This window comes from Thalassobaculum sp. OXR-137 (genome assembly GCF_034377285.1).
In the GTDB taxonomy this organism is placed as follows: domain Bacteria; phylum Pseudomonadota; class Alphaproteobacteria; order Thalassobaculales; family Thalassobaculaceae; genus Thalassobaculum.
On the sequence record NZ_CP139715.1, the window covers coordinates 1,203,976 to 1,220,391 of the forward strand.

Sequence of the window (16,416 nt, forward strand, 5' to 3'; positions counted from 1 at the left end):
AAGCACGGGATCTGCCGAAGTGCGCGTACTTTTTGGTTGGGAATTCGGGGCCGGTCTCGGTCACGTCACGCGGTTCCGGCCGATCGCCGAACGTCTGTCCGCCGAGGGCTGGGAGATCGTCTGCGCGCTGCAGGAGATCGAGCGCGGCGACGCTCTGATCGACCGGGCGACGGGCCGGCGGCTGCCGGGCGTGCGGGTCGTCCAGGCGCCGCGCTGGAACATCCCAAGCGGTCCCAAGATCCGGCAGATCCCGACCCATATCTTCGCCGACGTGCTGCGGATCATCGGCTACGGCAATGTGGAGGCGCTTCGCCAGCGGATCTCGGCCTGGCGCGACCTGATCGAGGTGGTGAAGCCGGACGTGGTGGTGGGCGACTTCTCGCCGACCCTGAACCTGGCGGCGCGCGGCCGGGTGCCGCATATCGGCGTCGGCAACGGCTACACCACGCCGCCCGCCGGCCGGCCGATGCCGCCGATCCGCCCCTGGCAGCAGGAGCTGGAGGCGTTCAGCGTCGAGAACGAGCAGGCGCTGCACCGCTCGATCAATGCCGCGCTGGCGGCCCTCGGCGACCGGCCGATCGACTACGTGGCCGACGCCCTGCACGGCGACGAGACCTTCGTCTTCTCCCTGCCGCTGGTCGACCCCTATGCCGCCTACCGCACCGAGCCGACCCTGCCGCCGTTCAACATGCCGCGGGGCATCACGCCGAAGCCGCTGGCCGAGCGCGAGGAGCGCGGTGTGTTCCTCTACCTGCCGCGCAGCCACAAGCTGACGCAGATGGCGGTGGCGGCGACCAAGGCGGCGAAGGTGCGCGGCAGCGGCTACATCTCAGACCTGGCGCCGGAGGGGGCGCGCGCGGAGAGCGGCCCGGGCCTGACGATCCATCCGGATCCGCAGGACTTCGCCACGGCCCTGCCCTCGGTGCGGCTGATCGTGCACCATGGCGGCCTGTCGACGGCGGTGGCGGCCCTGCTGGCGGGGACGCCGCAGTTCATCCTGCCCTGGAACCTGGAGCATTCGGTGACCGCCCGCGGCGTGGCGGCGACCGGCGGCACGGTGGTGCTGTCCAAGGACCACGAGAACGAGACCAGCCTGCGCAACGCCATCTCCAACCTGGCCTCGGACGACGGTATCGCCGAGAAGGCCCTGGCGGCGGCGGGCAGCGTCGATCTCGGCGACCCGGAGGCGTCGATCCAGAAGATGCTCGGCCGGGTGAAGGCGCTGGCAGGGGCGTGACACCACCGGCTTTTCCCTACTTCGTCATCCTTGTAACTTATCGTCTTCCGCTTCTGGTAGAGTTTCGGAAGCGGTGGTGGATGGGACGCCGAGTCGTCCTGGAGCGTGCGAGCCCGAACGTCAGCAAGGTTGCCCATCCACCGTTCATCCCTCGAACCCGAACAGTCGCCGGGGCCGCCATATGGCGAGCCCGTTTAGGCAAGGCAGGGTAGCGATGGACCAGGTGATCGTGGGTATCGACGTCTCCAAGAGCCGTCTGGATGTTCATATCCTGCTCGGCGCGCAAGGGCCGGGCGAATGTGAGGCGGTGCCGCGTGACGGCGCTGGGATTGCAGCGTTGGCCGAGCGTCTTGGAGCGCTGGGAGCAACGCTGGTGGGGGTCGAGGCGACGGGCGGCTTCGAGACGGTGGTGGCGGCGGGTCTGGCCGGGGCGGGCTTGCCGGTCGTCGTGGTCAATCCGCGCCAGATCCGGGCCTTCGCCCAGGCGCTGGGACGTCGGGCGAAGACCGATCCGATCGATGCGGAGATGATCGCCCGGTTCCTGGCGGCGACCCGGCCTGAGCCGCGCGCATTGCCCGATGCGTCCGGCCGCCTGCTGGCCGATCTGGTGGCCCGGCGACGGCAGATCGTGTCGATGATCGCCGCCGAGCGCCAGCGTCAGAGCCGCCTCACGGAACCGCGGGTGCGGCGCTCGATCCTGCGTCTGATCACGGCCCTGGAGAAGGAACTGAACGAGGTCGACCGCGAGATCGACGACCAGGTCCGCGGCTCGCCGGTCTGGCAGGCACAGGAGGATCTGCTGCGCAGCGTGCCCGGCATCGGTCCGGCCACCGCCCGCACCCTGCTCGCCGATCTGCCCGAACTCGGCCGACTGGACCGGCGCCAGATCGCCTCCCTGGCGGGGCTGGCACCGTGGACGCGCCAATCGGGAACTTGGCGCGGCAAAGCCTTCATCGGCGGCGGACGCGCGAGCGTACGCACCGCCCTGTTCGTCGCAGCCATGGTCGGCGCGCGCTACAACCCTACCCTCAAGGCCTTCCACGCCAGACTGATCGCTGCAGGAAAGCCCAAGATGGTCGCCCTCATCGCCGTCGCCAGAAAGCTGCTTACCATCCTCAACGCCATCGTCAGAGATCAAAAGCCATGGCAAGTCGCTTGACCAAGATCACAGTCGCTGATGCAAATCAGGATCTGCGGTGCACCGGCGCCGGTAGCTTGGTCCTGACTTTCGTCAGGATGACGGCCGGACTGAATGACGGCCGGGTCAGACCTGCACGCTCATCCCGCCGTCGACGCCGAGTATCTGGCCGCTGACGAAGCTGCCGGCATCGGCCATCAGGTAGACCGCCGCCCCGCCCAGCTCCGCCGGATCGGCCCAGCGGCCGAGCGGGGTCTTGCCCACCACCCAGCTGTTGAACTCCTGGTTCTCGATCAGCGCGGTGTTCATCTCGGTGGCGACATAGCCGGGGGCGACCGCGTTCACCGTGATGCCCTTCGCCCCCAGCTCCACCGCCATCGCCCGGGTCAGCGCGCGCAGGCCTTCCTTGGCGGCGATATAGGCCGGGACCGTCGGCCGCGCCTGGGGGCCGAGCATGGAGACGGTGTTGACGATCCGGCCGCCGCCGGCCTCGGCCATGTGCCGGGCGGCGTCGCGGCCGAGCGTGAAGCAGGCGGTCAGGTTGGTGTCCACCACCCGGCGGAAATCCTCGGTCGGGAAGTCGAGCACCGGCACCCGGTGCTGCACCCCGGCATTGGCGATCAGGCCCCAGAGCCGGCCGTGACGGCCGACGATCCGGTCCAGCGCGGCGCGGCCGGCCACCTCGTCGGTCACGTCGAAGGCTTCCGCCTCCGCCGCGATGCCTTCGGCCGCCAGCTCGTCCACCCGGCCCTTCAGCGCCTCGGCGTTGCGGCCGTTCAGGACGACGGTCGCGCCGTGGGCACCGCAGGCCCGCGCCATGGCGAGGCCGATGCCGCGCGAGGCGCCGGTGATCAGGATCACCCGTCCGGTGAGATCGAATAGCTGGGTGGCGACGGTCATCGGTCGGTCTCTCCCTGGAAGGTTCTTGCTCTTGGGTGTCAGCGTCCCGCCTTGCGGACCTGCTCACGGTGGAAGACGTAGAGCCCGCTGGCAATCACGATCGCCGCGCCGACGACGGTCCACTGGTCCGGCAGGTCGCCGAAGACCAGATAGCCGGAGATCGTCATCCACAGGATCGCGCTGTAGGTGAAGGGGGCGAGCACCGAGGCGCCGGCATAACGGTGGGCGATGATCACCAGCCAGTGACCGACCCCGCCGAACACCCCGAGTCCGAGGAGCAGCAGCCACTGGGTCGCCGTCTCCGGCGTGCTCCAGACGAAAGGCAGGACCGGCAGGAAGATCACCGCGCCGACCAGCGGCGAGTACAGCGAGGTGGTGTCGGAATGGTCCCGGGCGGCGAGCTTGCGGGTGGCGATGTTGTACAGGGCGGCGACCAGCGCGTTGCCCAGGCACAGGCCGATCGCCCAGTGCACCTCGGCCGCACCCGGCCGGATGATCACCAGCACGCCGATGAAGCCGACGGCGATGGCCGACCAGCGCCGCCAGCCGACGGTCTCGCCCAGCAGCGGCACCGACAGGGCGGCGACCAGCAGGGGGGCGGTGAAGAAGATCGACGCCGTGGTGGTCAGCGGCAGATAGCTGACGGCGGTGAAGTTCAGCAGCGTCGACATCACCAGCAGCATGGAGCGGGCGATCTGCAGCCGCAGGTTGCTGGTGGCGAAGACCCGCGTGCCCTTGCGCGGCATCAGCACCAGGATCACCAGCACCGCATGGCCGACGAAGCGGGACCAGACGATCTGCAGGGTGTCGAGGTCGCGGCTCAGCACCTTGGCCGAGGTGTCGAGACAGGCGAAGAGCAGGAAGGCGCCGCAGATCAGCAGGATGCCCCGGCCCACATGTCCGTCGTCCAGATAGTTCGGCGTATTCGGCGCGACCACGATGCCCTCGGGAGTGAGTTCCTCCCGTCTTACGCGCTCCGCCGCCGCGCGTCGAGGCCGGGCTTAGGAGGTGCCGGCCGCCTGCTTCGCCGCCACCTTGCGCGCCAGGCGCTCCAGCCCGGCATCGGGCATCCCGAGTTCGCGCAGATGGGTCACCGTGTTGAACAGATACTCGCAGCAGGGCCCCAGGAACCCGCAGGCACGGGCGATGGTTTCCGCCGCTTCCTCCTCCGGCAATCGCCCGCAATAGCGTTCGTTGGCGCGGTTGATGACGAAGCCGAGCACGCTGATCGGGCCCTGGTCGGTCTGCGCCTTCAGCCAGCGCGGCCGGTAGGCGTGGGTGACCATCTCGCGGCGCCAGACCAGCTCGAGCTCCGCCTCGGCATGGTCCTTGGGGATGCGGAAGGCCACGCCCCGGCAGACCCCGCCGCGATCCAGCCCCAGCACCAGACCCGGCCGGTCGGGGGTGCCGCGGCCCAGTTCGGTGCGCAGGCAGAAGCGGCGGTGCAGCCCGCGCACCGTGGCGCAGCGCTGCTCGCTGAATTCGATGGCCGGATTCCAGATCAGCGAGCCGTAGCCGAACAGCCAGACATCCTCCTCCGGCTGGCCGGTCTGCGGAAACATCGACGCCCGGGACGCCGCCAGTTCTTCGTCGGTCAGGGTCTTCAGGGTGGGTTCGTGCTTGTGCAGCAGGGCGCGGATCTCGCCCGAGCGCAGCCGCTCCCGCGTCAGGGCGACGGTCTGTGGGGTCGCCGACTCTGAGGTTTCGGGAGGGGTTCGGGATGCCGTGCTGGATGAATCCGCCATGGTCGTTCCATATACTTGGCGCCGGCCCGGTTCCCAGGGGCCTGTCTGGAACGGCATTCGTGCGATTTCGGCGCAGTATGATGCCGATATGTGGTCGGCGTCGGTTACTCGGCGTTCCGCATCCAATTGTCCCAGAGCTTCTCGCCGATCTGGCAGTCGCTGAGCTCGGCCATCTGGGCGGGCATCCAACGCGCCGGTACCGCCCGGGGTGGCGGCATGCGGCCGGCGATCTCCAGGATCAGCTTGCGGCGGATGGCGTCGGCGAATTCGCGCGGGTCCTGAACGGTGACCAGAAACGCCCCGAAGCCGCCGATCACGCAGTCCTCGTAGTAGAGGTCGAGGTTCTGCACGTCGAAGAACCCGCTGGGGAAGCCGGTTTTCAGCATGATCGGCAGGCCGTTGATGGTGATGCCCCGATCGATGACGGCATCGCGGGCGTCCGTCACGCGGAAGCCCTGGTTGTTCGGGCCGTCGCCGGAGATGTCGATCACCCGCCGGGGGCTGGCGACGCCGGAGGTCTCGAAGAGGCCGGCGGAGAAGGTCAGGGCGTTGCTGATCGAGGTGCGGCTCAGGCGCTGGAGGGGGGCCGACGCCAGAGTATCGGCGACCCGGCCGGCGGAGGCCGCACCGTCGACCAGGGTCCAGGGGACCAGCACCGTCTGCAGTCCGTGGCCGGCCCATTCCACATAGGTCAGGGCGATCCGGCCGAGCGGCCCGCCCTCGATGGCGCGGATGACCTCCGGGTCGCGCAGGGCCGCGACATAGCCGGCGCGTTGCAGGCTCTGCTCGTCCTGGTCCATGGAACGGGAGATGTCCACGGCGAGGACGAGCTGGAGATCGACCGCAGTCTGGGCTTCGGCCCGGCCGGACAGAAGGAGCCCGAGCAGGGCGGCGGACAGCAGGCGGAGCATGCGGACACCTCCGAACGGGTCGAGCGCGGGCACCGGAGTCCCGGAGCCGGCCAATACAAGGCCGGTCTCCACAAGGCCGGTCTCTTCAAGATAGAGCGCCCCGCCGGTCGCGGCGAGATCCACGGGTCGAGAAAGGGCGAAAGCCCGCCGTCGCCCGGTTGGCCTCCCGGGCCCGGGTCGCTATCGTAGGCCGTCCTGCCGCCCGCGCCCATCCGCCGCGCCCCTCCTGCGCCCCATCCCTTCCGCTCTTCCGCAGGCCGATCCATGACCGAACCGACCGCCGTGCCCGTTACCGACCCGACCCCCCCGTCCGCCCCGCAGGACCGGGTGCTGCTCGGGATCGGACTGATGCTCCTGTCGGTGGCGCTCCTGCCGATCATGGAGGGATTGGCGAAGTCGATGAGCGACCGCTACGTGGTGGTTCAGCTCGTGTTCGCCCGCTTCGCCTTCCAGTCGCTGTTCATCGTGCCGATCGCCGCCCTGCGCCACGGACGGGAACTGAGGCGGGGCAACCGGCTGGCGCTGCAGATCGCCCGCGGCCTGTCGATCCTCGCCGGCACCGGTTTCTTCTACTGGTCGCTGCGCACCCTGCCGCTGGCCGACGGGCTGGCGCTGATGTTCGTCGCCCCGCTGATCGTCACCGCGATCTCCGCGCTGTTCCTGGGCGAACAGGTCGGCGCGCGGCGCTGGGCCGCGGTGCTGGTCGGCTTCCTCGGCGTGCTGGTGATCCTGCGACCGGGTCTCGGCGTGTTCCAGCCCGGCGCGGTGCTGGCTCTTGCGGCGGGCTGCTGCATAGCGACCTACGCCCTGCTGACCCGGCATCTCAGCACCGCCGCCCCGCCGCTGGTGACCCTGGCCTATACCTCCCTGGTCGGCGCGCTCTGCACCGCCATCCTGCTGCCCTTCGTGTGGAACACCCCGGATGCGGGCGACTGGCTGCGCATGGCGGTGATGGGGTCGGTCGGGGCGTTCGGCCACTACTTCATGATCCGCGCCTTCGAGCAGGCGCCCGCCTCGGTGATCTCGCCCTTCATCTATGCGGAGATCGTCATGGCGACGACGATCGGCTATCTGTGGTTCGGCGATTTCCCGGACGCCTTCACCTGGACCGGCATCGCCATCCTGATCGCCAGCGGCGTCTATCTGTCCTGGCGCGAGCATGTCGCCCAGCGGCGCGCCCGGATACCGGTCTCCGGAATGTGAAGGCCGCCCGGCCTGGGCGGGGCGCCGCATCGGCCCATCTCTTCTAGGAACCGTGTCCCGAGGTCTGGCGAGGAAGCATCCGATGGCATGGCGCAATTCCCCCGACCGGTTCGGCTGGGCGGCCAAGGTGTTCCACTGGCTCACCGCCGTGGCCGTCGCCGCGATGTTCGCCATCGCCTGGACGATGGACGCCCTCCCGGTCGGTCTCGCCAAGCTCCAGGCTTATGGCTGGCACAAGTCGATCGGCCTGACGATCCTGGCGGTGACGGTGCTGCGCCTGCTCTGGCGGCTGGCCAATCCGCAGCCCCGCTATCTCGGCGACAGTACCTGGCAGCGCCGGGCGTCGACGGTCGCTCACTGGCTGCTCTACGCCTGCCTGATCGCCCTGCCGATCCTCGGCTGGCTGATGTCGGCGGCGGCGAACACGCCGGTGAACCTGTTCGGGCTGATGGTGCTGCCCAACCCGATCGCCCCCGACCGCGCGCTGGCGCAGCTGCTGGAGGAGGCGCACGAGACCCTGGCCTACGGCCTGCTCGCCCTGGTGGCGCTGCATGCGGCGGCGGCCCTCAAGCACCACCTGATCGACCGCGACGGTACCCTGCGCCGGATGCTGACGGTGCTGCTGATCGTTTCCGCCTTCGGCATGGCCACCGCTACGGCGGCGCCGTCGGAGGAGATGCCGCCCTGGAGTGCCGATCCCGCGCGCAGCCGGATCGCCTTCACCTTCACCCAGCTCGGCTCGCCGATCGAAGGGGAGTTCAAGGAGTACGACGTGGAGATCCGGTTCAATCCGGAAGACCCCGCCGGCGAGGTCCGGGTGGTGATCGAGACCGCGTCCATCGACACCGGCGACGACGACCGCGATGTCCAGGCCCGCAGTCCCGACTTCTTCTCGGTGGCGGCGTTTCCGGAGGCGGTGTTCGACGCCACCGACATTCGCCGGGACGGGGACGGGTATCTGGCTGTCGGCACCCTGACCCTGAAGGGCCAGACCCGGCCGCTCTCCCTGCCCTTCACCCTGACCGTGGACGGCGATACCGCCCATGCCCAGGGGTCGCTGGTGGTGAACCGGCAGGACTTCGCCATCGGCACCGGCGAATGGGCGACCAACGCCGCGGTGGGGGACGAGGTGCGGATCGCGATCTCGGTGACCGCGACCCGCGTCTACTGAGGCTCAGAAGCCGTACAGTTTCGCCGGGTTGTCGACCAGGATGGCCTTGCGCCGGGCCGCGTCGGGGACCCAGACCGCCAGTTCGTCCATCAGGTCGCCGTCATTGGCCATCGGGATCGTGACCGAGGGATGCGGCCAGTCCGTGCCCCACACGCAACGCTCCGGCGCGGTCTGCGCCAGGGCCTGGGCGACCGGCACCACGTCCGTATAGGGGGTGTGCTGCAGGTTGGTGCTGCGGTAGGCCCCGGACAGCTTCACCCAGGTGCGCCCGCCCTTCAGCAGGTCGAGCAGGGTGGCGAAGCCGGGCGCGTCCACCCCCTTGGCCGGATCCATGTGGCCCATATGGTCGACCACGATCTCGACGGGCAGGTCGGCATAGGTCGCCAGGTCGAAGGTCGAGACGTCGACCAGGAACTGGATGTGCCAGCCCAGCTCGGCGATCCGGTCGGCCATGGTGCGGATCTCGTCGGCCGGCGGGCCGCCCTTGAACAGCAGGTTATACCGCACGCCGCGCACGCCCAGCGCGTCGAGCCGGCGCAGCGAGGCGTCGTCGATGTTGGCGTCGAGCACCGCGATGCCCCGCATTTCGATCCCGTCCCAGCCGGCGGCCTCCTGCAGCAGCCACTCGGTGATGGCGTTGTCGGTGCCGTAGACGCTGGGATGGATGGTGACGCAGCGGGTCACGCCCAGGGTGTCGATCAGGTGGCGATACGCGTCGGCCGGATGGTCCGGCGGGGTGTAGCTGCGGTTGGGGGTATAGGGAAACCGGTCGGCGGGACCGAAGACGTGGAAATGGCAATCGGTCGCCCCTGCCGGCACGGCGAAGCCGGGTGCGCGGGGGGCGGGGTCGGCCGCTTGGCAGACCGGAATGGAGGCATCGTTCATGGCGGCGATCCTGGCGGCGTGGTTAACGGAAGTAAACACGCCGAATCGCCCGCCGGACGCCCTGCGCAGATTTACAGACGCGCCGGTGCCGCTTATGTTTTGGCCGATTGCTGGGACCCACCGGAGAGGCCGAGAACGGCGCGCGCATGCCCGAAAAAATCGACTTTTCCAAGGTGAGCTTCCTCATCGTCGACCAGAACAAACTGTCGACCCAGCTCATTCGAGACATTCTGGCCATGCTGGAGGTGACGCGCGTCCGCAGCGTGACCTCGGTCGCCCGTGCTCGCAACGTCCTGCGCGGCGAACCGGTGGATATCATCATCACCGAGTATCACATGGAGCCGGAGAACGGGATCGACCTGATCGACTGGCTGCGCACCAGCACGGATTCGCCCGACCGGATGATCCCGATCATCATGCTGACGGCCAATTCGGAAGAGGAATACGTCATGCGCGCCCGCGACCGCGGGGTGACGGAGTTCCTGGCCAAGCCGTTCAACGTGGAGGGCCTGTACCGCCGGCTGGTCTCGGTGATCGCCCGGCCCCGGGCCTTCGTCAACATCGACAATTATTTCGGACCCGACCGCCGACGGCGGCAGGTCGAGTTCGGCGGTCCGGACAGGCGGCGCAACGACTGATGGCGCGCCGCGCCCAGATCATTCCGCCGCGGCCGGATCTTCGGCGCAAGGCGGTGAATTATTCCAAGGGCTTCGATCTCAAGCTGACCCCGGCGATGGTGGAGAAGCTCGAGCAGGTCGTGCACAAGGCTCGGGACAATTTCACCGCCGACATCGCCGCCCGGCTGGTCGCCATGCGCGCCGCCCTGCGCGAGGCGGCGGAGAGCGAGACCGACGAGAAGGACCGCGGCGTCCTGAGCGCCATCTACGCCGACTCCCTGGAGATCAAGGGAGCCGGCGGCACCATCGGCTTCGATCTGCTGACGGCGATCGGCAAATCGCTCAACGACTTCGTGACAGGCCTGGAGACGCTGGACCGGCGGCGGGTCGACATCATCAACCTGCATATCGACGCGCTCTACGTGGTTTTGGCGGACAACATCACCGGCCGCGGCGGGCCGACCGAAGCCGCCGTGCTCCGGGCGTTTTCGGCGCTGCATCAGAAGTTCCGCGACGGCTGAACGCCCGCCCATGATTGCTGACAATCGCATTTCCGTGGAATAGTCTGACGCTCCGAGCCACTCGGGACGCGCGACTCGGAACGCGCGGCTCGGGCGCAAACCGCTGGGTGGGGAAAGGGATGGCTGAGATCGACCCGCTGGATCGCCGTGCACTCGGCGTGCTGTCGGAAACCGTGAATGCCGAGCTCGGTGCGGGAAGCATCGTGGCCCGCGAGGTCAACCGGGCCTACCGGTCCGGGCGCAGCGCCGATCTGCGCACCGCGTCGGCCGCGTTCGACGCGCTTCCCTCCTGGCAGCGCTCCAGCATCGGGGACGACGCGACCCGCCGGGCCCGCCGCATGCGCGCCAAGCCGGCCGAGCCGCGGCGCACGCCGGTCCGCGAGACCGTCCGCGACAGCGCGCGGGACTGGCAGGATCTGCGCGAGGCGCAGGAGCGGGTGGTGATCCCCTCGCCGCCGAGATTCCTGAAGCCGCGGGTTACCCGCTGAACAGCCTGGGGTAGAGCGTCCCGATCAATATTCGGCAGATCAGACTTCAAAATTTGATCATCAAAACTATAGTTCGCTGCCACGAGAGGGACCGAATGGCCGAATTGCGTGCCAAACCGGCGCCATCTGTGGGATACTAGCCCGGATCTTCATTGCCGGTACTGGCGTGCGGCCCCCATCACGGGTTTCACTTCCGGGGCAATGATGATGAGAGAGATTTGAGGTGCGGTCACGGATTGGCGGCCGACTCCGGCCGAAAGCGCCCGCACCGGAACGTTAGGATGATAGAGATGCGTGGCAGGAACGCAGCCCCGATCAATCAGCAGCCCTCCGTCGTCGAGTATTTCGCGAAGGAATTCGCGCGCTTCCTCAATAATGTCCAGAATAACGAAGTGGATTTCCTTGGCTCGTTCCTCATCGAGAACGAGTGGGAAAATTACCGCAAGGACGCCGAAGAGGTGGTCGAGTCCCTGACCCTGGCCGGATTCGTCATCGTGCCGCGATCGCCGACCGACGCGATGGTCCAGGCGGCGGACCAGGCGCTGTCGAAGGGCATGATGGCCTCGGCGTCGCGCACCTATGTCAGTTCGGTCTGGGGTGCGATGATCACCGAGTGGATCGAGACCCGGAACGCCAATCTGATCCTCGACATCTTCTCCATGGCGCTGTCGCGGGCCTCCAGCCTGGGCAAGAAGGATTCCGGGAAGTTCGATTCGTCCTTCCAGCGCTTCCGCAAGCAGAGCCAGGACATCATGGCCAGCCTGGAGAAGACCGGACTGGCGATCTGCCCGGACGAGGCCGCGCCGAACATGATCAGCGCCGGCGTGGCGGAAACGGCCGAGCACCGCTCGCGCACCAACCAGCAGATCGGTGCCGATCCGACCTACATCGCCAGTCTGTACGAGAACATGGTGAAGGCGCGCCCGGCCTGACCCGGCGCGTTTTCGCAGCGACGCCCGCCGTCAGCCCGAGGGCTTGCGCCGGTAGGCCGAGGCGAGCAGCGTGACAGCCTGTTTGTGGCGCGCGCTGCCCTGGGCGGGTGGGGCGGCCGACTGCCGATAGCTGGACATGGTCTGGCCGCTGCGCGAGCCGATGGCCGCCAGCAGGTCGGCTTCCGCGATCTGCGGCCTGCGGCCCTTCGGTCCCTTCTTACGCCCGCCGGTGCCGCCGATCGAATGACCGTCGGAGGCGCCCGTCGCCCGCTGGATCGCCAGCGCCGTCAGGTTCGCCATCAGCGGCGCCGTCAAGGCCCGGTAGAGCTTGTCGTCGGCATCGGCCCAGACGCGCAGCAGCAATGCCGCCTCGTGACGGTTGCCGCCGGCCGCTTCCATCGCTTCGAGCGCCTTGGCTTTCACGTAGTCCTGTCCGCGTGCCATCGCCGTCTCCCGCCTCCATGCCGCCGGCCGGCCCCCTTGGGGTCACCCCACGGGACCGCCTCGACCCCGCACGATACCAATCTTTCGCGAATTCGACACGTTCAGACTGGTCCGGCACGCAACCCGGTCTACCCTCACTCGTTCAGATCGAAGGAGGTGCGCCATGCGCAGACTGGCCTTCCTGACGTGTATCGTCTTTCTCGCCTTCTCCGCCCCCGCCTCGGGTGCGGACCTCAACCCGTTGAATGCGGTCGTCGAAATCCGCAGCGGCGTGCCGGCAGATGCCCGGACCGCCGATACGCTGGGCACCGAGCGTGCCGGCGGCGGCATTCTGATCGACGGCGGCGGCCTGATCCTCACCATCGGCTATCTGATCATGGAGGCCGACGAGGTCTGGGTGATGGATGCCGACTCGAATCGGGTGCCGGCGGAGACCGTGGGCTACGATCACGAGACCGGATTCGGACTGATCCGGGCGCTCGGTCCGCTGACGGCCACCCCCGCGCCGCTGGGCAGCTTCAGGGATCTGGAGGTCGGCGACACCCTGCTCGCCGCCGGTCCGGACAGCGCCCGGCCGACGGTGCTGATCGGCGTCAGGCCCTTCGCCGGCGGCTGGGAATACCTGCTCGAGGACGCGCTCTATACCTCGCCGCCGATCCCCGATTTCGGCGGCGCGGCCCTGTTCGCCAAGGACGGGCGGCTGGTCGGGGTGGGCTCGCTGATCCTGCGGGATATCGGCGGCGGCCTGCCGGGCAATCTCTACGTTCCGGTCGACCTTCTGCCGCCGATCCTGGGTGACCTGCTCGCCTTCGGCCAGGCAACGTCCCCGGCCCAGCCCTGGATCGGGCTGTATCCGAACGAGGTGGACGGCGCGCTGGTGGTCGGACGGGTGGCGCCGGGCGGACCGGCGCAGACCGCCGGCATCGGGCCGGGCGACGTCATCCTCGGCGTCGGCGACGAGCCGGTCGGCGATATCGAGCAACTCTGGCGCAAGCTCCGGGCCCTGGGTCCGGCCGGCGTCGCCGTGCCGCTGAAGGTGTTGGGCGGAAACGGCGTGCGCGACGTGCTGCTCACCTCCCGCGACCGCCGCGGCTGGCTGAAGCTGGAACGCAGCTACTAGCCCCAACGGATCGGGACACATCAGGCACCTACCGGGTCGCCCTGCTGCGCGACCCGGTGCCGGTGACGTAGCGCGGCTCAGGCGGCCGGCGCGTCCGTCTTCATGTGCATAACCCGCTGCGGGAACGGGATCTCGATGCCGGCGGCGTCGAGCGCTTCCTTGACCGCCTTGTTCATCGCCCATTTGCAGGGCCACAGGTCGGCGGCATTCACCCAGAAGCGCAGGTTGATCGTGATCGCGCTGTCGCCCAGTTCCATCACCATGACCTGGGGCGCCGGCTCGGGCAGGGCCCGCCCATCGGCCTCCAGGGTCGCCATCAGCACCTCCATCGCCTTGGTCAGGTCGGCGTCGTAGGCGACCCCGACCGCGATATCCAGGCGTCTCGTGGCGTAGCGCGAGTAGTTCGCGATGTCCTGGCTGAAGATCGCCGAGTTCGGCACCACGATGTAGACATTGTCCGGCGTGGCGAGCTCGGTGTTGAACAGCCCGACCTCCTTCACCGTGCCGGCGGCCCCGCCGGCCTCCACATAATCGCCGACCTTGAACGGCCGCAGGAACAGCAGCATCACCCCGGCGGCAACGTTGGACAGGGTGCCCTGCAGCGCCAGGCCGACCGCCAGGCCGGCGGCGCCGAGGACGGCGATGATCGAGGCGGTCTGCACCCCGAACTGGTTCAGCACCGCGATCAGGGTGATGGCGAGGACCAGATAGCCGACCACCGAGGCGAAGATCGGCCGGACGGTGTCGTCCATCCAGCGCACCCGGTTCAGTGCCCGGCGGGTGCCGGCCTTGGCCCAGCCCGACAGGATCCAGCCGACGACCAGGATGGCGATGGCACCGAGCACCTCCAGCCCATAGGTGGTCAGGATCTCCGTCACCTGGTCGCGGAGTTCAATCAGGTCTACGTTCACGCAATACTCCTAACACTCGTGACTGCCGGTCCCGAGTTCTGTCCCACCTGACGGCCAATCTCTTATACGCCGGCCCGCGACTTCAAGTCATCCGCGAGGGCGTCGGGAATGGTGATGCCGCCGGGGGCCGCCGCCCGCTTCGCCAGACGGCTGTCGCCCGGCAGGCGCGTGCCCTGCTGCTTCAGGATTTCGGCGAACATCTCCTCCGAACGGGCGGCGAAACCGTCGCCGCCGCCGAAGGCCCTGGGGTCCATGAGCAGGATCAGATGGCCGATCGACGGCGGCGCGCCGGTCGGCTCGAAGAAGGAGGAGCCCTGATAGCCGAAATTGGAGCCGGTCAGCGCCCCGCACAGCAGCTCGATCATCAGGCCGAGCGCGGCTCCCTTGGCGCCGGCGCTGCGCCCGCCGAGTGGCGCCATGGAGCCGACCAGGGCGGCCTCGGCGTCGGTGGTGATGGTGCCCTCGGCATCGAGCGCCCAGTCGTCGGGGATCGCCTCGCCCTTCTTCGCCGCCAGCACCACCTTGCCGCGGGCGACGGTGGAGACCGACAGGTCGATCACCAGCGGCGGCCGCCCGTCGGTGCGCGGCGAGGCGAAGGCGATCGGGTTGGTGCCGTACAGCGCGGTCTTGCCGCCCCAGGGCGCGATCGCCGCCGGTGTGTTGGAGAAGGCCAGCGCCACCAGCCCCCGGGCCGCCGCATCCTCCACATGGTGGCCGGCGACGCCGAAATGGTGGCTGTGCCGGATCGAGACCGCGGCGATGCCGGTCTCGCCGACGATCTCGGCCGCCGCGTCGAGCCCGGCCCGGATGGCGGGGAAGGCGAAGCCGATCTGGCTGTCCACGTCGATCACCGCCTGGGCGCTGCGGGTGACGGTCGGCCGGGCATGGCCGTCGACCTTGCCGTTCATCGCCTGCTCGGCATAGGGCGGGACCCGGGCGACCCCGTGGCTGGAGATCCCGTCGGCCTCGGCGCGCAGCAGGGCATCGGCGACCACGCCGGCGATATCCGGCGCCACATTGGACTTGATGAAGACATCGGCCATGAGGGCGCGCAGATCGGCGGGAGCGAAGGTCGCCACGGGGCTGTTCTCCTGTTCTGACATCGGGGAAGCATGGCGGAAACGCCATGGAACCGGCTTGAAACGACGCTAACATTTATCACTTAGCCGTGATACGTCAGGGCCAAGAAAGCAAGACGCGAACGGCTCCGTTAAGGATAGCCGTCCGCGCGCGTTCCGTCCGGTTTTGGGGGGCGGGACAGCCTGGAGGAGGACGCCGACCGGTCGGCTATCACCGGCAGCGACGCCTCGGCGACGACGATCGCTTTGACGAGACGCGCGCGGATCGCCCGTGCGTGATGCTGATAACGATGGAGTGACCCCTATGACTCTCAAGATCGGCCAGACCGCTCCCGATTTCACCGCGAAGACCACCGAGGGTGAGATCTCATTCCACGACTGGATCGGCGATAGCTGGTGCGTGCTGTTCTCGCATCCGAAGGATTTCACCCCGGTCTGCACCACCGAGCTCGGCTACATGGCCCGCATGAAGCCGGAATTCGACAAGCGCGGCGTCAAGATCATCGGCCTCAGCGTCGACAACGTCGACAACCACGCCAAGTGGGCGATGGACATCGAGGAGACCCAGGGCGCGAAGCCGAACTATCCGATGATCGGCGACACCGACCTGAACGTCTCCAAGCTCTACGGCATGCTGCCGGAAGGGGCGGGCGAGACCTCCGAGGGCCGCACCGCCGTCGACAACGCGACGGTCCGCAACGTCTTCGTCATCGGCCCGGACAAGCAGGTCAAGCTCATCCTGGTCTATCCGATGAGCACCGGCCGCAACTTCGACGAGGTGCTGCGGGTGATCGACTCCATGCAGCTCACCGCCAAGCACCAGGTGGCGACGCCGGTGAACTGGAAGCATGGCGACGAGGTCATCATCGTCCCCGCGCTGAAGGACGAGGACGCCAAGGCGAAGTTCCCGGACGGCTGGCGCGCCGAGAAGCCCTACCTGCGCTACGTCCCGCAGCCGAAGTAACGCGCGGGCGCGCTACTTCGGCCCGGCCCTGGACCCGATCCAGGGGTTTCGGGGCCGTGAAAGAAATGACGGGCCGGTGCAGATCAAGCACCGGCCCTTTTCTTTCCAACCCCTACGGCACTCCCCGGACTTGTTCCGGGGCAATCCCAT

The 16,416-nt window shown here is 68.5% G+C and carries 18 protein-coding genes; 10 read left to right on the plus strand and 8 right to left on the minus strand.

Annotated elements, in window-relative coordinates; genetic code table 11:
- The first annotated feature begins 19 nt into the window (after window positions 1-19).
- Both T8K17_RS05690 and T8K17_RS05695 read left to right on the plus strand, forming a co-directional pair.
- Window positions 20-1,237 (plus strand): glycosyltransferase, encoded by a 1,218-nt coding sequence (locus tag T8K17_RS05690; RefSeq protein ID WP_322333533.1) that lies wholly within the window; start codon window positions 20-22, stop codon window positions 1,235-1,237.
- A 214-nt stretch (window positions 1,238-1,451) separates the two neighbouring features.
- Window positions 1,452-2,396, plus strand: a complete 945-nt coding sequence (locus T8K17_RS05695) for an IS110 family transposase (RefSeq protein WP_322330493.1) — start codon at window positions 1,452-1,454, stop codon at window positions 2,394-2,396.
- Between the two features lie 105 nt (window positions 2,397-2,501).
- Here T8K17_RS05695 and T8K17_RS05700 read toward each other — a convergent pair whose 3' ends face one another.
- The 4 genes from T8K17_RS05700 to T8K17_RS05715 form a co-directional block, all read right to left on the minus strand.
- A complete protein-coding gene (locus T8K17_RS05700) occupies window positions 2,502-3,275 on the minus strand; it encodes an SDR family NAD(P)-dependent oxidoreductase (protein ID WP_322333534.1) in 774 nt (257 codons plus the stop codon).
- A 38-nt stretch (window positions 3,276-3,313) separates the two neighbouring features.
- Complete coding sequence (locus T8K17_RS05705; protein WP_322333535.1) at window positions 3,314-4,213, minus strand: DMT family transporter; 900 nt, start codon at window positions 4,211-4,213, stop codon at window positions 3,314-3,316.
- A gap of 63 nt (window positions 4,214-4,276) precedes the next feature.
- A complete protein-coding gene (locus tag T8K17_RS05710) occupies window positions 4,277-5,020 on the minus strand; it encodes a gamma-glutamylcyclotransferase (RefSeq protein WP_322333536.1) in 744 nt (247 codons plus the stop codon).
- A gap of 104 nt (window positions 5,021-5,124) precedes the next feature.
- Complete coding sequence (locus T8K17_RS05715; protein ID WP_322333537.1) at window positions 5,125-5,931, minus strand: DUF1194 domain-containing protein; 807 nt, start codon at window positions 5,929-5,931, stop codon at window positions 5,125-5,127.
- A gap of 264 nt (window positions 5,932-6,195) precedes the next feature.
- Between T8K17_RS05715 and T8K17_RS05720 the strand changes: the two genes are divergently transcribed.
- Window positions 6,196-7,134, plus strand: a complete 939-nt coding sequence (locus tag T8K17_RS05720; RefSeq protein ID WP_322333538.1) for a DMT family transporter — start codon at window positions 6,196-6,198, stop codon at window positions 7,132-7,134.
- Between the two features lie 82 nt (window positions 7,135-7,216).
- Complete coding sequence (locus tag T8K17_RS05725) at window positions 7,217-8,305, plus strand: YceI family protein (RefSeq protein ID WP_322333539.1); 1,089 nt, start codon at window positions 7,217-7,219, stop codon at window positions 8,303-8,305.
- Between the two features lie 3 nt (window positions 8,306-8,308).
- Here T8K17_RS05725 and T8K17_RS05730 read toward each other — a convergent pair whose 3' ends face one another.
- Window positions 8,309-9,190: an amidohydrolase family protein gene (locus T8K17_RS05730; RefSeq protein WP_322333540.1), complete on the minus strand. Its 882-nt coding sequence runs from the start codon at window positions 9,188-9,190 to the stop codon at window positions 8,309-8,311.
- Between the two features lie 146 nt (window positions 9,191-9,336).
- Between T8K17_RS05730 and T8K17_RS05735 the strand changes: the two genes are divergently transcribed.
- The 4 genes from T8K17_RS05735 (at window position 9,337) to T8K17_RS05750 (ending at window position 11,748) form a co-directional block, all read left to right on the plus strand.
- Window positions 9,337-9,828, plus strand: coding sequence for a response regulator (locus T8K17_RS05735; protein WP_322333541.1), 492 nt, complete (start codon window positions 9,337-9,339; stop codon window positions 9,826-9,828).
- Window positions 9,828-10,328: a hypothetical protein gene (locus T8K17_RS05740; RefSeq protein ID WP_322333542.1), complete on the plus strand. Its 501-nt coding sequence runs from the start codon at window positions 9,828-9,830 to the stop codon at window positions 10,326-10,328. The genes T8K17_RS05735 and T8K17_RS05740 overlap by 1 nt, the downstream gene beginning before the upstream one ends.
- A gap of 119 nt (window positions 10,329-10,447) precedes the next feature.
- Complete coding sequence (locus T8K17_RS05745; RefSeq protein WP_322333543.1) at window positions 10,448-10,816, plus strand: hypothetical protein; 369 nt, start codon at window positions 10,448-10,450, stop codon at window positions 10,814-10,816.
- A 290-nt stretch (window positions 10,817-11,106) separates the two neighbouring features.
- Window positions 11,107-11,748 (plus strand): hypothetical protein, encoded by a 642-nt coding sequence (locus T8K17_RS05750; protein WP_322333544.1) that lies wholly within the window; start codon window positions 11,107-11,109, stop codon window positions 11,746-11,748.
- Between the two features lie 30 nt (window positions 11,749-11,778).
- On the opposite strand, the gene T8K17_RS05755 is transcribed toward T8K17_RS05750, so the two are convergent.
- Entirely contained in the window at window positions 11,779-12,192 is a 414-nt protein-coding gene (locus T8K17_RS05755) for a hypothetical protein (protein WP_322333545.1), read from the minus strand.
- A 163-nt stretch (window positions 12,193-12,355) separates the two neighbouring features.
- Between T8K17_RS05755 and T8K17_RS05760 the strand changes: the two genes are divergently transcribed.
- A complete protein-coding gene (locus T8K17_RS05760) occupies window positions 12,356-13,312 on the plus strand; it encodes a S1C family serine protease (RefSeq protein ID WP_322333546.1) in 957 nt (318 codons plus the stop codon).
- 77 nt (window positions 13,313-13,389) lie between these two features.
- Here the strand turns inward: T8K17_RS05760 and T8K17_RS05765 are convergent, their stop codons facing one another.
- Both T8K17_RS05765 and T8K17_RS05770 read right to left on the minus strand, forming a co-directional pair.
- On the minus strand, window positions 13,390-14,223 hold the full coding sequence (locus T8K17_RS05765; RefSeq protein WP_322333547.1) for a mechanosensitive ion channel family protein: 834 nt from the start codon (window positions 14,221-14,223) through the stop codon (window positions 13,390-13,392).
- A 62-nt stretch (window positions 14,224-14,285) separates the two neighbouring features.
- Complete coding sequence (locus T8K17_RS05770) at window positions 14,286-15,302, minus strand: Ldh family oxidoreductase (RefSeq protein ID WP_322333548.1); 1,017 nt, start codon at window positions 15,300-15,302, stop codon at window positions 14,286-14,288.
- A 304-nt stretch (window positions 15,303-15,606) separates the two neighbouring features.
- Between T8K17_RS05770 and T8K17_RS05775 the strand changes: the two genes are divergently transcribed.
- Window positions 15,607-16,266 carry a peroxiredoxin gene (locus T8K17_RS05775; protein ID WP_322333549.1) on the plus strand — a complete coding sequence of 220 codons (660 nt, stop codon included), beginning with the start codon at window positions 15,607-15,609 and terminating at the stop codon, window positions 16,264-16,266.
- Window positions 16,267-16,416 lie beyond the last annotated feature (150 nt).